Origin of the sequence: Cupriavidus sp. DL-D2 (genome assembly GCF_039710735.1) — a bacterium.
Taxonomy (GTDB): Bacteria; Pseudomonadota; Gammaproteobacteria; order Burkholderiales; family Burkholderiaceae; genus Cupriavidus.
Genome location: NZ_JBDKXK010000001.1, coordinates 162,922 through 176,709 on the forward strand (window position 1 = coordinate 162,922; position 13,788 = coordinate 176,709).

General features: G+C 63.7%; 11 protein-coding genes. 5 read left to right on the forward strand and 6 right to left on the reverse strand.

Annotated elements, in window-relative coordinates:
• Positions 1-15: 15 nt before the first annotated feature.
• Genes ABDB81_RS00720 through ABDB81_RS00740 form a run of 5 tightly spaced genes read right to left on the reverse strand, consistent with a single transcriptional unit; the run spans position 16 to position 5,953 of the window.
• Positions 16-1,095, reverse strand: a complete 1,080-nt coding sequence (locus ABDB81_RS00720) for a glycosyltransferase family 4 protein (protein ID WP_346809356.1) — start codon at positions 1,093-1,095, stop codon at positions 16-18.
• Entirely contained in the window at positions 1,092-2,342 is a 1,251-nt protein-coding gene (locus tag ABDB81_RS00725) for a lipopolysaccharide biosynthesis protein (RefSeq protein ID WP_346809358.1), read from the reverse strand. Before ABDB81_RS00725 ends, ABDB81_RS00720 begins: the two co-directional genes overlap by 4 nt.
• On the reverse strand, positions 2,342-3,460 hold the full coding sequence (locus ABDB81_RS00730) for a glycosyltransferase (protein ID WP_346809360.1): 1,119 nt from the start codon (positions 3,458-3,460) through the stop codon (positions 2,342-2,344). The genes ABDB81_RS00725 and ABDB81_RS00730 overlap by 1 nt, the downstream gene beginning before the upstream one ends.
• A gap of 32 nt (positions 3,461-3,492) precedes the next feature.
• Positions 3,493-4,821, reverse strand: a complete 1,329-nt coding sequence (locus ABDB81_RS00735) for an exopolysaccharide biosynthesis polyprenyl glycosylphosphotransferase (protein ID WP_346809362.1) — start codon at positions 4,819-4,821, stop codon at positions 3,493-3,495.
• A 1-nt stretch (position 4,822) separates the two neighbouring features.
• Positions 4,823-5,953 (reverse strand): glycosyltransferase family 4 protein, encoded by a 1,131-nt coding sequence (locus ABDB81_RS00740; protein WP_346809364.1) that lies wholly within the window; start codon positions 5,951-5,953, stop codon positions 4,823-4,825.
• A gap of 254 nt (positions 5,954-6,207) precedes the next feature.
• Here ABDB81_RS00740 and ABDB81_RS00745 point away from each other — a divergent pair, with 254 nt between their 5' ends.
• The 5 genes from ABDB81_RS00745 (at position 6,208) to ABDB81_RS00765 (ending at position 12,272) form a co-directional block, all read left to right on the forward strand.
• The gene (locus ABDB81_RS00745) at positions 6,208-7,593 is read left to right on the forward strand and encodes a phosphomannomutase/phosphoglucomutase (RefSeq protein WP_346809366.1); all 1,386 of its coding nucleotides are present in this window, start codon (positions 6,208-6,210) and stop codon (positions 7,591-7,593) included.
• The gene (waaC, locus tag ABDB81_RS00750; RefSeq protein WP_346809368.1) at positions 7,574-8,665 is read left to right on the forward strand and encodes a lipopolysaccharide heptosyltransferase I; all 1,092 of its coding nucleotides are present in this window, start codon (positions 7,574-7,576) and stop codon (positions 8,663-8,665) included. Before ABDB81_RS00745 ends, waaC begins: the two co-directional genes overlap by 20 nt.
• Entirely contained in the window at positions 8,665-9,939 is a 1,275-nt protein-coding gene (gene waaA / locus ABDB81_RS00755) for a lipid IV(A) 3-deoxy-D-manno-octulosonic acid transferase (RefSeq protein ID WP_346809370.1), read from the forward strand. The genes waaC and waaA overlap by 1 nt, the downstream gene beginning before the upstream one ends.
• A gap of 118 nt (positions 9,940-10,057) precedes the next feature.
• Positions 10,058-10,888: an META and DUF4377 domain-containing protein gene (locus tag ABDB81_RS00760; RefSeq protein ID WP_346809372.1), complete on the forward strand. Its 831-nt coding sequence runs from the start codon at positions 10,058-10,060 to the stop codon at positions 10,886-10,888.
• A 79-nt stretch (positions 10,889-10,967) separates the two neighbouring features.
• A complete protein-coding gene (locus ABDB81_RS00765; RefSeq protein ID WP_346809374.1) occupies positions 10,968-12,272 on the forward strand; it encodes an O-antigen ligase family protein in 1,305 nt (434 codons plus the stop codon).
• 12 nt (positions 12,273-12,284) lie between these two features.
• Here ABDB81_RS00765 and ABDB81_RS00770 read toward each other — a convergent pair whose 3' ends face one another.
• Positions 12,285-13,766 carry a TolC family outer membrane protein gene (locus ABDB81_RS00770; RefSeq protein ID WP_346809376.1) on the reverse strand — a complete coding sequence of 494 codons (1,482 nt, stop codon included), beginning with the start codon at positions 13,764-13,766 and terminating at the stop codon, positions 12,285-12,287.
• Positions 13,767-13,788 lie beyond the last annotated feature (22 nt).

Genomic DNA, 13,788 nt, shown 5'->3' on the forward strand with positions numbered 1-13,788 from the left:
TGCGCCGGTCCGTCGTCACTGCTGAAGCAATTCCGTCCATCTGTCTATGATTGCGTCCAAGTCATAGTTTTCTGCGTCGGCTCGTGCCACATTGCCAAGGCGTAGGCGCCGCAACTCGTCTCCCATCAGGCAGGTCAAGGCTTCAGCCAGCGCGGTGGCGTCCTCGGTCGCAGTCACAAGCGCATTCTGCTCATGGCGAAGGATTTCGCGCGGCCCCGCTTCGCAGTTCGTGGAAACGATGCCGAGTCCGAAGGACATGGCTTCGATGAGCACCAGTCCAAAACCTTCATATCTCGAACTCAGGCAAAAGACGGACGCTTCACGATAGTGTTCCTGGACATCGTGGACGGTCCCGGGCAATGTCACGGAACTGCCAAGTCCAAGTTCGTGAACCATCTGCTGCAGGGCGGCACGCTCTTCGCCTTCGCCTATGATCTCCAGCGACCATCCAGGGGATGACGGCGCAACCAGAGACCATGCCTTCAGCAGGATGTCGAACCCCTTCGCGTGCGTCAGTCGCCCAACCGCCAGCACGCGCCGCCCGACTGCTACTGCAGTGGTTGGAGGAAGCGGGAACGGGAGAGGATTGGCGATGACCATCACACGGCAACGTGGCGCCAGGCGGGCCTGCCAGACGTCCTTGTCCCGCTGCGTAAGGACGACAACCGCGAAGTCGAACATGGCGGCAATCCGTCTTGCCAGCCGACGCGTTCGCTTGCCCAGATCCTCATCGAAATGGCAATGCTCCCATGCGATACGCCGCAAGGGAATACCGGCAGTGGCAGGGAGCGTGAACAGCGTGAGCATGGTGTCAACTTCGATCAGCACGTCTACCTGATGCGCTCGCACAAACCGACGGATCCCGGCAACCGTGCTGAAGTACTGGCGCTTGAACGAGGGCCGCTGATCGAACAGGGTGTCGTGCACGACATTGGCATGCAATGGGAAAGCGCTTGTCTTGTCCCACAGGCTCAGGATCAGGATGCGATAGCCACGCGCAGCCAATGCGTTGGCAATGACAGCTGTCATGCGTTCGGCGCCGGCATAAGCATTCAGTGTGCCGGTCAGGAAGCAGACAGTCGGGCGGGTGCTCATGCCGAGGCCAATTCGCGGACGAGCCGGTAGCGCCACCAGAGCACGATACCGACGATCACGGCCAGGCCATTGCCGAGCGCATAGCCCGCAATGGCTCCCCAACTCCCCAGGCGTGGAATCAGGATGAGGTCGCATAGCAGTGTGGTCACCAGCACTGCCGCCCATTTGATGGCGACCCACCGTGGCTTGCGCAGATGAACGATCAGCAATGTCAGGGCAACATCCGCGAACACCAGGGGAGAAGCCAGCGCAGCCACGCGCAGCAATCCTGTTGTGGCCTGGAAAGCGTGTCCGTAGAGCAGCGCCACGATCCATGGCGCGCAGGCGGCAATGGCAAGTCCGCCGGCCAGGCCCAGTCCAGCCAGGCCCAGGGCTATGCGGCCGACAGCAGCATGCGCATCGCCGAAGCGTTGCTGTGCATACACATAACTCGGCGCGATAGCGGCCGCCAGGATGGTTGCCATCATCGTGAAGTTGTCGAGAATCTGCATGCATGCGGCGTAGGCGCCAAACTCCGCGGCGGGCACGGCGGGTTGCAGTATCAGTTGATCCACGCGCCGGGCACCCATCATCAGGATGAAGCTGATCCAGAACAGCGAACCGGAACGCAACAGGGTCCGCGTCAGCCCCGGGTTCCAAGACGGCCGGCCGCTGGCACCCCGGCTGCAATAGTTGGCTGCCAAGAGGCAGGCAAGCACGACTGCCTCCAGCGCGAATGCCATGGCGTACCCTGAAACGTCGGTCATGGACGCGGCGAACAGCGCGCCAACCAACATTGCCTTGATAGCGAGGGCGGTCAGGCTGAACAAGGTACCCGGGCGAATATTAATGTGGGCCTGCATCCATGCCGTGACCACGCCGAATGGTTCGCGCAGCAGGATGGCGAGGCCGAGCCATAGCGCCGCATGCCAGATATCCGTCACGGGCTGGGTAATGGCGAGGTACGCGCACATGAGCGCGTAGCCGGCAATGCCGCCAGCAAGCCGCAGCACGAACGCATGCCACAACAGTTGATGTTGGGCCGCAGGCGCGGGCATCGCCACAAGCCGGGGTACAACTACTTCGGCACTGCACACAAGTGCAAACGATGCCGCCACCAGCACAATCGATTGCGCATACTGGAAGTGAGCGAATCCCTCCGGTCCCAAGGCGCGTGCGAGCATGGCCACGATGCCGATCCCGACGCTCACCTGCAGGCCGCGCTCGGCCAGCATCCAGAACAGATTTCGCGCGACGCGCTGTCGCATCAGGCTATCTCCGCGGTGGGCACGGCGGCGCCAGCGTGCAGGGTCGCATAGAGTGCCAGCCAGCGTCGCGCGACGGACTCGATGGAAAACGTGGCGAGTGCGCGCTCACGCCGCGCGGCCTGCGCGGATGGTGCGCCGCGGCCGTTGCCGAGGGTATTCGCCATGGCCGTGGCCAGGGCATGCACGTTGCCACGTGGCACGATGCTGCCAAGCTCACCCAGCACCTCCACTACGCCCGGCGCATCAGTCGACACGATAGGGCACCCGCACGCAAGCGCTTCCACAAGTACCATGGGCAGCCCCTCCACACTGGAAGATAGCGCGAAGGCATCAGCGGCGTTGAGCAGTGCCGGGATGTCATGGCGCTGGCCCAACAGCGTCACACGCGATGCGAGACCCAGTGATGCCACGAGGTCTGTCAGCGGTCGCCGCAGTGGTCCGTCGCCGGCGAGAAACAGGTGCGAGGGGACCTGCGGGTCCAGTTGTGCAAAGGCGCGAATCAAGATGTCCTGGGACTTCTCAGGTACCAGCCGGCCGACATTGAGCAGGAGGCGCGTGTCGGTGTCGATGCCCAGCTGGACGCGCATCGCTTGCCGCGAGGCGGGGTCTGGTCGGAAACTCTCCATGTCGATACCGTTGGGCATGACGATGACGCGCGATGCCGGCGCTCCGCCCGCAGTGATCAGGCCGAGTCTGCCCTCCTGGCTGACGTGGGTGGTGATACGTGCCCAACGATCGGTCAACCGGTACGCAAGCATGCGAAGCCGTCCGCCCTCCCTGAAGCTGTGCCCGGTGCATACCAGCGGCGGGCATTTGATCACCCGCGTCAGCGCCCGGGCAAAAAGATTGGCGTGCACCATATGTGCGTGCATGACATCGGGCTGCCATGACTGGACCAGTGCGCGTGCCTGCCAGAGTCCGAGTGCCATACCGCCCGGTGTCTTGCGCATATTCAGTTCGGCCACATGCACGTTCGCAGGCAGGTCGATCTCGCACCCTTGCGAGAGGCTCAGGATGGCAACGGCGTGCCCCATCGCCAGAAACGCCCGCGCCAGCGTCACCACCTGGTGTTCGGCGCCTCCGACCTTGAGTCCGGTTGTCACCAGCAGGATGCGCATCGATGAAGGTTCCGCATTGGCGGCCGAGGCCATCAACGCGCCCCATACCCGGTCAGCAACGTCCGCACCGTCTTCACTGCAATCAGCAGGTCGAGCGCGAACGAGCAGTGCTTGACGTAGTACAGGTCGTAGCTGAGCTTGGTCACGGTTTCGGCGTGGGTGCCGACGTAGCCCTGCTGCACCTGCGCCCATCCCGACAGGCCCGGCCGCACGAGATGCCGGTACGGGTAGTAGGCGATTGTTTCCGAGAACGTGTCGACCATCGGCGTCTGTTCCGGGCGCGGACCGATGAGGCTCATGTCGCCAGTCAGCACATTCCAGAGTTGTGGCAGTTCATCGAGCCGGTACTTCCGGATGATCCGTCCGATTCGCGTCACGCGCGGATCGTGCAGCATGGCGAATTGCGCGGTGGCGCCCTTGTCAAAGGTCATGCTGCGAAATTTCAGAATGGTGAACGGCTCGCCGAGCAGGCCCACGCGGGTTTGCCTGAACAGTATCGGCCCCGACGACTCCAGCCGCACCGCAACGGCAGTCAGCAGCGCCAGTGGTGCGGCCAGCGGAGCCAGGCAAAGGACGGTACAGACGTCGATCAGCCGCTTCACGAATCCGTAGAGATAGTGACGCGCGTAGTCATCCAGAAAGTTCTCGTCGATATGGCTCAGCCCGACGCGGCCAGTCAGCATCTCTCCCACTCTTTCCACCGAATACAGGCGCACATGGCTCAGTTTCAGGCGTGCGAGCGTGCGGGTGCGTTCGGGGTCCGCCGTGGCGGATCGGTCGAGCATCAGCCCGTCGCAGAAGACCGCATCCTCGATCGAGCCCAGGAACTCGAATCGCGTCGGTGCCGCAGGCGCGGCGCCCGGCATGGTAAGGATGGACTCCAGGTGTTCCAGCGTCTTCGGGTCCGTATAGCCCACCAGCGGTACGTAGTCCTGCACGAAACGGCGGTAGCCGAAGGCGCTCCAGCCCAGCGTCGTCAGGTAGCCGAGCAGTAGCGCACCCCGCGAATACTCGATATGGAGGCTGGCGAAGACCAGCAACAGCAGCAGGAAGGGAAGGGTGACGGAGATGCCGACGATGCTATTGCCTTCCATCGACGGCAGGTGGAGCGACCGGTGCAGCAGCACGAATGCGCAGAGATATGGAGCGATGGCCCAGAGCAACGTGCGGCGGAACACGTAGGTCACGATCCCCGCATGGTGCAGGGCTTCGGCAAGGACGATGTTGAGGCCGAACAGCAGTAGGCCCAGTAGCGCCCAGGCGAGCATGCGGTTCACACGGCGGACGGTTTCTGATCCCCGCGTGCCGGCAACGGTGCCGCGCGGTGTGCCGAGGCGGCTGGCAGGCTTGTGGAGGCTCATCTCAGGTGGGCTCCACCAACGAAGCTGTCGTGCGGCGCTGTCCGAGCACTTGCCGATAGACTTGCCATGTGGCCTCGGCCATTGCATCAATGCGGAAATTCTCTTCCCAACGCACCCGCGCGGCGTGGCCCATCACCGCGCGGCGCGATGGATCGCGCCCGAGTTCGGTCAGGGCCACGGCAAACGCGGCGGCATCATCGACGGAAACCAGCCACGCGGCATCGGTGGGCCCGGCCTGCTCACGGATGCCGGGGAGATCCGAGGCGACCACGGGAAGACCTGCCCGCATGGCTTCGAGAACGGAAAGAGGCATCCCTTCGTGGTCTGACGCCAGCGCGAAGATCTGCGCCGAGGCAAGAAGGCCGGGGATGTCCGCCACATTGCCCGGGAAGCTGACACGACCGGGGGCGACCTGGGCGGCCAACTGCTGCATTGCTTCCCGCATGGGTCCTTCACCGGCCATGACCAGTTCGCAATGTTCGAGCGGCGCTTGAGCGAATGCGCGGATTAGCACATCGGGGCGCTTGGGCGCCGCGAATCGGGCCACCGTCGCGATCCGGCTCAGGGGCTGCGCCGGATGGGCGCGCGCTTCCGTATCGGCCACACCATTGTGGATAACGGTGACACGGCTGCCTGGTACCGGGAGTTTGCCCGCAAGGGCGCGCTCGGCCTCTGCGACGCAAATGAATCGTGAGGTGAGGGGAGCCAGGCAGGTTTCTGCCACGCGCGCCGCCACCCGGCGCAAGCGAGGCGCCGCCGGCTTGAATGCGAAGCCGTGCACGGTGTAGATGACGGGAATTCCAAGTAGCCAGGCGGCGAGACGGCCAAGAGCACCCGCCTTCGCACTGTGCACGTGGACGAGGTCCGGTGCGGCCTGGCGCAGCGCGGACATCAACTGGCGTAGCGCGGCGACGGCGCGGATCGGCGAAAGCGCATTGTCCAGCATCGATAGGCGTATGGTTCGGGCGCCTACGGCCTCGGTGGCGGCAAACAAGGGACCATCCCCCCCTGACAGCAGGGTCGCGTCGATCCGGTCACGCAACGCACGCATCAGGTCGGCCACGTGGGTTTGTGCTCCGCCGATCTCGGAATTCGTGATGACATAGGCGACACGGGGTCGGGTGGGGGACATATAGAGCACGAACGCGAAGGAATGTTGGTTTCGAGGCACTGTGCCCGGGCATTCTGGCCGCCTGTTCCAGCCAGGGCGGCCGGTGGTGCGATGGCGCACCGAAGGCGGTTTCCAGATGCCCGGGTGATTATAAACTGGCGCAGACTTCGCAATCCGGCACAATACGGCTTTTTGGCGCCCTGCCCGCGCCCCGTCCCGCACGTTTCTTGCTGCGGGCGGACTCGCACGATGAACTCTGTCCTCGGGAAGCCACAATGCAAATTGAACCCTCGATCTTCAAGGCCTATGACATTCGCGGCATCGTCGGCAAGACGCTGACGCCGGAAGTGGCCCGTTTCATTGGCCTGTCGTTTGGCTCGGCCGCCGTAGAACTTGGCGAAAAGGCCGTCGTGGTCGGCCGCGATGGCCGGCTGTCCGGCCCCGACCTGCTGGGCGGACTGGTGGAGGGCCTGCGGGCCGCCGGGCTGGACGTGATCGATGTTGGCATGGTTGCCACGCCGATGGTGTATTTCGGCACCAACATCGAGCTCGATGGCCGTCGCGCCACATCGGGGATCATGGTCACCGGTAGCCACAATCCACCCGACTACAACGGTTTCAAGATGGTGCTTGGTGGCAAGGCCATCTATGGCGACCAGATCCAGGCACTGCGCCAGCGCATCGAAGCCGGCAATTTCACGAAGGGTGGCGGCAGCTACAAGCTCGTCGATATCCGCCGGCAGTATCTCGACCGTATCCTCGGCGACATCAAGCTGGCCCGTCCGATGAAGATCGCCCTTGATGCCGGCAACGGCGTAGCGGGCGCCTTCGTGGGCGACCTGTTCCGGGGTCTCGGTTGCGAGGTGGTGGAGTTGTTCTGCGATGTCGATGGTCATTTCCCGAACCACCATCCGGACCCGGCGCATGTGGAGAATCTGCAGGATCTGATGCAGAGTCTGCGCGAGACTGACTGCGAGCTTGGGCTGGCCTTCGATGGCGATGGCGACCGGCTGGGCGTGGTGACCAAGGATGGCCAGGTCATTTTCCCCGATCGTCAGTTGATGCTGTTCGCCGAGGAGATCCTTTCTCGCAATCCCGGTCAGCAGGTCATCTACGACGTGAAATGCACGGGCAAGCTGGCACCGTGGATTCGCGAGCATGGCGGCGAGCCGCTGATGTGGAAGACGGGCCATTCGCTGGTCAAGGCCAAGCTCAAGGAAACTGGCGCGCCAATCGCCGGCGAGATGAGCGGCCACGTGTTCTTCAAGGACCGCTGGTACGGTTTCGATGATGGCCTGTACACGGGCGCGCGCCTGCTGGAAATTCTCTCGCGCCACGCCGATCCGAGCGCTGTGCTCAATGCGCTGCCGAACTCGAACTGCACGCCTGAGTTGCAATTGAAGGTGGCCGAGGGCGAGGCGTTCACGCTGCTCGACAAGATCCGCGCCAATGCCAAGTTCGACGGTGCGAAGGAAGTCATCACCATCGATGGCGTGCGCGTGGAATATCCCGATGGCTTCGGCCTGGCCCGACCCTCCAACACAACGCCCGTGGTGGTCATGCGCTTCGAGGCGGACAACGATGCCGCGCTGGCCCGTATCCAGGCCGAATTCAAGCGCGTAATCCTTGCAGAAAAACCGGATGCAAAGCTCCCGTTCTGAGTCCGTGGGACAGACTTCGGTGACGTCGCCGGCGCCAGTGGCGCCGGTTTCGTCATTTGCCTTGCCCGCACGGCCGCGCATCCTGATCGTCAAGGTCTCGTCGCTGGGCGATGTCGTGCACAACATGCCGCTCGTGCATGACCTGCGCGCACGCTGGCCCGAGGCCGAGATCGACTGGGTGGTGGAAGAGGGCTACGTCGATCTCGTGAAGCTGTTGCCCGAAGTGCGCCGCGTGATTCCGTTCGCGCTGCGCCGCTGGCGCAAGGGTTTCTGGAAGGGTGAGACCTGGGCGGAAGTTGGTGCGATGCGCGCGGCCATTCGCGAACACGCTTATGACGCCGTGCTCGAAACCCAGGGATTGCTGAAGACCGCCATCGTTGCGCGCAGTGCGTCGCGCACGCGTAGCGCGCCGATCGTCGGTTTGGGCAATGCGACGCAAGGCTCCGGTTACGAGCCTGCCGCGCGGCTGTTCTATACCGCCCCGGTCAAGGTTCCGCGCCAGACGCATTCCGTGCAGCGCTCGCGTTTGCTCGGCGCGGCCCTGACCGGTGCCACGCCCGCCGATCCGCCCGCGTTCTTCGGACCATCGGCGCAAACGCTGCATGTCGATGATCCGCTATGGGCCGATCTGCCTGCGCGATTCGCGGTCTGCTTTCATGCCACGGCGGGCGCGAAGAAGCGCTGGCCCGTCGCGCATTGGCATGACCTCGGCAAAAAGCTTCACGCCGAAGGACTGGCCGTGCTGCTGCCGTGGGGCAGCGAATCGGAGCGGCGCGATGCCGAGGCACTGGCCGCGGGCATGCCCGGCGCGCAGGTGCTGCCGCGTTTCTCGGTGATGCAGGGATTCGGGCTGATCAATCGGGCCGAGGTCGTAATCGGCGTGGATACGGGTCTCGTGCATATCGCGGCTGCGCTCTGCCGGCCGACCGTCGAAATCTACACCGCCACCTGGCGCTGGAAGACCGAAGGCTACTGGTCCGACCGCATTGCCAATGTGGGCGACGACGGTCAGGTGCCGTCGGTCGATGATGTCTACGCCGCTGCGCGGCGCGTGCGCGGAGCGAGTGTTTGATGTTGCGCTGGATTTATACATTGCTGTGGCTGGTCATCCTGCCCGTGGCGCTGCTGCGTCTGGTCTGGCGCTCGCGCAAGGAACCCGGTTACGTGCATCACGTGGGCGAGCGGCTGGGGCAGTACGAAGGCATCCCTGCTGCAGGACCGTGGCTCTGGGTGCATGCGGTATCCGTCGGCGAGACGCGCGCCGCGCAACCGCTGATCGATTCGCTGCTGGTCGCCTATCCGGGCCACCGTCTGCTGCTCACACACATGACGCCGACGGGCCGCCAGACCGGCGCGCAACTCTATGGCGACAATCCACGCGTGCAGCAGTGCTACCTGCCTTATGACATGCCGTGGCTGGTGCGCCGTTTCCTGTCCTACTTCCGGCCCGAAGCGGGGATGATCATGGAGACCGAGGTGTGGCCGAACCTCGTTCACGTGACCCGTCGCGCTGGTGTGCCGTTGTTTCTGGTCAATGCCCGGTTGTCGCCGCGCAGCTATCGACGGACGGCCCGTTTCGGCGGCGCGGCGGCGGCGTTGTATAACGATTTCTCGATGGTGCTGGCGCAGACCGCAGGCGATGCCGAGCGGTATCGCGCGCTCGGCGTCAGGTCCGTGCAGATCACGGGCAACCTGAAGTTCGACATGCAGCCGCCGGACACCGGCATCACGCGTGGCCAGGCGTTGCGACAGGCGCTGGGTGGCCGTCAGGTGCTCGCGGCAGCGAGTACGCGAGAGGGCGAGGAACCGTTGATTCTCGAAGCGTTCTCGCGCTGGCCCGGCAAGCAGCGGCCGCTGTTGTTGCTGATACCGCGCCATCCGCAACGGTTCGATGAAGTGGCTGGCATGGCAACGCGCTCAGGCTTCTCCGTGCAGCGACGCAGCGCCCTCCACATCGACAGCGCCGGGGCAGAAGTCAATGCAGACGTGCTGCTGGGCGACTCCATGGGCGAGATGGCGATGTACTACGCGGCATCTGACATTGCCTACATCGGCGGTAGCCTGATTCCGCTCGGCGGACAGAATTTGATTGAAGCCTGCGCCATTGGCACCCCCGTGCTGATGGGGCTGCATACCTTCAACTTCGCACAAGCTACCGAGGATGCCATTGCGGCCGGCGCCTGCCTGCGCGTGGCCAATGCCGACGAACTCATGATCGCAGCGGCGGCCGTCCTCGATGATCCCTCGCGGCTGGCTGAAATGCGCGCCAATGCACTGACGTTCGCCGGGCTGCATCGCGGCGCCACCGCGAGGACGCTTGGGGCACTCGCGCCAGTGTTGCGCTGACATACATGACCGAAGAAGGCCGCTAGACTGGATTGTCCAGTGGTCTTCGATCCGCTTGTCTTCGCGCGTGACGTTGCCGCGCTATCCGTGCCGTTCTCCGGGAAAAGGAGCCTCGCCCATGCCGCATTTTCTGAAATCCCCCCGATTCGCTGTCGTTCTGGCGCTTGGAGCGATCACGATGATGTCTGCTTGCACCACCACAGGTCAGCCGCCGGACAGCCCATCTGCCAGTGCCAGTCTCAGTGAGACCCGCTCCGGTGGACCCAGCCGATGGGAACTGGTGCGCTGGACCCGTGCCGATGGCACGCTGCGTGATCTTCCGCATGGCGACAACGGCGAACCCATCGTCTTCAATTTCAGTGACGGGATCGATTCCAGCCAGGGTACGGTCAGCGGCACAAGCGGTTGCAACCGATTTACCGGGGGATACGGCAAAACTGCTTCCGGCGTGAGGTTCGATCGGATCGCGGGCACGCGGATGGCCTGCCCGGGTCCGCGCATGGATACGGAAACCGCGCTGCTGAAGGCGATGCAGTCGCCGTTCACGACGGTTGGGACGCAGCCCTCGGCTGGATCGACGGGGCGACAGGTCATCTGGAAGACCGCAGACGGCGAACTGCTCCAGTTCGTGGAACGGGAAGGTGTCGGCCGGCGTGGTGACAAGGTAGATCCTGCGACCGGCAGCGTTGGGGGCACCGAGAAGATTGTCTATATCGATTCCCAGCGCGTCGAATGCTCGGGCGTTGGCAAGATGCAGTGCTATCGCTGGCGCGACGCGCCGGACAAACCATGGCAGCTTTGGTACGGGCCGATCGAGGGTCTGGATTTCGAGTCGGGCGTGACCTACAAACTGCGCGTCAAGGAGTATCAGGTGCCGAACCCTCCGGCAGATGCTTCGGCGATTCGGTGGCAGGTGCTGGAGGTGGTGGAGCGAAGACGGGGGAACTGAATATGGATCGATTAGAATCTGGTTGCATGGGCGAGTGACGAGGTGTCATTCGCCCGTATAAGTTACCTCTAGCCTCCCTATGAATTTCAGCAAAAGTGGACTTACTACGCTGGCCGATGTTCTGGTTTTCGCGTTCCCCATTTTGGTCCTTTGCGTTCCGCGGGGAGCAGGCCTTTTCCTGGCCGGCATTGCTATCCTGATGTTGGCCGGGCGACGTGGCATGGGGCGGGCGTGGCGCGAGTATTCCGACTTCCTTGTGCCGCTCGCCGTTTCCGTCGTGTTGTTCGTGGCGGTCTTCATTTTCTCCAAGGTGTACCACGATACGCCTTGGAACGTGATCGATAATCCCTCCCGTGCGCTTCTGGCCATCCTGGCCTGCTGGGTCATTGCGCGGACCTCCCCCGATCCTGTTCACCTCTGGCGCGGTATCACGATCGCGTTGGCAGGCGCCTTCCTGATCGTCGTCTACCAAAAATTTGTGATGGGCGTTCCACGGCCATCTGCCTGGATCCAGGCAATCGCCTTCGCGAACATGGTTGCCGCGCTGACGCTGGTAGGATTTGCGAGGCCCGGCACCAGTCGCGGCGAGCATGCCGAAGCCTGGCTCAATGTGCTGCTCGGGACCAGCATTCTGATGCTGAATGGCACACGCGGCGCACTGGTTGCCATGCTCGTGGCGATCGTGCCGATGCTTATGGTGCGTTATAGGCGCCTGAATTTTCGGACGTTTGTCCTGGCGCTATGTGGCGCGGCCGTGCTCGGGGCCGGTGCCTACCTGGTGCCTGATAGTCCGGTTTCCGCGCGGGTCGACGATGCGGTACGGGAAATTCAGCAGTATCAGCACGGTCAGATTGAAACATCTGTGGGCGTACGTTTGAAGATCTGGCACCTGGGTATGCAGTACTTTGCCGAGCATCCCTGGAGTGGTGTCGGGGTGGGGCAGTTTGCCCGGATCCTGCATGCGTCGACGTTTTGCCAGGAAACGCAGTCTACGGCGTGCGTGCTTGAGCATGCCCACAATGACATCGTCGAAACCGCATCGACGACCGGCATACCGGGTCTCATCGTGTTTCTTGGACTCTTCCTAGTCCCTGCGGTGCTATTTGCCCGCGTGATGCGCGCATGCCGGTCCAATGTCTGTCCGAAAGGCGTGAGTCTTGGCGGCGGCGGCCTGGGTGTGGTGCTGTCAGCATTGATCTGCGGCTTGACGCAAGTCACGCTCGCTCATCAAGCCAACGTTGTCTTCTATGCCGGCCTGACGGGATTGCTGCTGGGAATGGCGGCTCGCGAATCGCGTGTGGCACAGCGCCACACGCTGGCACCAGTTTCGAGTTCAAGCATGACTTCTAACGTGGTTCGGATGACCGCTGTCACCGGAACCTGAATCGTCTGCGGTTCAGGAGCGTGGCAGAGCCGATGGCGCCACGCTTTCTTTCCTGCCTCGACTGCTGCGCATTTGCGTCGGCGCTGGGGCTGCCCCCATCCGTGCTTTCTCTGGCAACCGATACATCGCCCCGCTCTGCTCCGTCAGCAGCGTATTGATCCGCACCACATCTTCTTCCGACAGCACGCCTGTCGATGCCTTCAGCCGCATGCCGTTCATGATCGTGTCGTACCGCGCTTTGGCCAGGTCGCGGCGTGTCGAGAACAGTTGGGCTTCGGCGTTCAGTACGTCGATGTTGATGCGCACGCCTACCTCGTAGCCGAGCTGGTTCGATTCCACCGCACTCTGGGCCGAGCGTTCGGCGGCTTCGAGGGCCTTCACCTGGGCCAGGCCGTTGAACACGCCCGAGTAGGTCTGCCGTGCCTGCTGCGCGGCAGTGCGGCGTGCGTATTCGAGATCGCTACCGGCCTTGTCGGCGAGCGCGATGGTCTCGCGTACGCGTGACTGGATCTGGCCGCCGGCGAAGATCGGAATATTCAACTGCACGCCCACCACGCCCGAGTTATAGCGGCTGCCCACATTGCTGAGCTGGGTCGCCGTGCCCTGCGCGTTGGTGTAACCGTAGGAGGCCACGAGATCGACCGACGGCAGGTGGCCGGCCTTCGCCTTGTTGGTCTCGCGCTGGGCGATCTCGAAGTTGTATCCGGCCAGGCCCACCTGCGGATTGCTCTGCTCGGCCTGTGCGGCCCAGGCATTCACATCGGCTGGCATGGGGCCGGGGATCGTCGCTGCGGGGCGCAGGCCCATCAGTTCGTCCACCGGCTTGCCGGTGATCTGCTGCAGCGTGGCGCGCACCACCTCTAGCGCGCTCTGGGCGGCAATCTCGGTGGAGGTGGCGAGGTCGTAGCGAGCCTGCGCGTCGTTGGCGTCCGTGATCGTTGCGGTGCCGACCTCGAAATTGCGTTTGGCCTGTTCGAGCTGCTCGCCGATGGCCTTCTTCTGCGCACCGGCCAGGTACAGGTTGTCTTGCGCGGCAAGTACATCGAAGTAAGCCTGCGAGGCGCGCGTGATCAGATCGAGTTGGGCCTGCTGGAAGGTGACATCCCCGGCCAGCGTGGCCAGTTCGCCCTGCTTGTAGGTTTCCCAACGGTCCCAACGGAACAGCGGTTGCGTCAGTTGCAGGTTCCAGGTGTTCGCGTTGAAGTAGCGGGTGGTATCGACCGGCGAGCTGTAGTCGGCCATGGTGCGCTGGGCGCCCGCCGTGCCTGCCACCTGGGGCAGCAACCCCGCGCGTGCCTGCGGCAAGCGCTCGCGCGTGGCCAGCAACTGTGCACGGGCGCTGGCGAACTGGGCGTCATTGGCTTGCGCGTCGTGATAGACCTGCAACAGGTCCGCCGCCGTGGCAAACGGCATGTGGAACCAGCTCAGCAAGGCAACCGCGAGCGCCAGGGGTTTCCTGGCCCCGGCGGGGACGGCGGACAGCGCAAAACTCATGACATCTCCAGCACGGCGGCAC

Coding starts and splice junctions, on each gene's coding strand:
- ABDB81_RS00720 (WP_346809356.1), bottom strand. CDS start 1,095: ATGAGCACCCGCCCGACTGTCTGCTTCCTGACCGGCACACTGAATGCT.
- ABDB81_RS00725 (WP_346809358.1), bottom strand. CDS start 2,342: ATGCGACAGCGCGTCGCGCGAAATCTGTTCTGGATGCTGGCCGAGCGC.
- ABDB81_RS00730 (WP_346809360.1), bottom strand. CDS start 3,460: ATGCGCATCCTGCTGGTGACAACCGGACTCAAGGTCGGAGGCGCCGAA.
- ABDB81_RS00735 (WP_346809362.1), bottom strand. CDS start 4,821: ATGAGCCTCCACAAGCCTGCCAGCCGCCTCGGCACACCGCGCGGCACC.
- ABDB81_RS00740 (WP_346809364.1), bottom strand. CDS start 5,953: ATGTCCCCCACCCGACCCCGTGTCGCCTATGTCATCACGAATTCCGAG.
- ABDB81_RS00745 (WP_346809366.1), top strand. CDS start 6,208: ATGCAAATTGAACCCTCGATCTTCAAGGCCTATGACATTCGCGGCATC.
- waaC (WP_346809368.1), top strand. CDS start 7,574: ATGCAAAGCTCCCGTTCTGAGTCCGTGGGACAGACTTCGGTGACGTCG.
- waaA (WP_346809370.1), top strand. CDS start 8,665: ATGTTGCGCTGGATTTATACATTGCTGTGGCTGGTCATCCTGCCCGTG.
- ABDB81_RS00760 (WP_346809372.1), top strand. CDS start 10,058: ATGCCGCATTTTCTGAAATCCCCCCGATTCGCTGTCGTTCTGGCGCTT.
- ABDB81_RS00765 (WP_346809374.1), top strand. CDS start 10,968: ATGAATTTCAGCAAAAGTGGACTTACTACGCTGGCCGATGTTCTGGTT.
- ABDB81_RS00770 (WP_346809376.1), bottom strand. CDS start 13,766: ATGAGTTTTGCGCTGTCCGCCGTCCCCGCCGGGGCCAGGAAACCCCTG.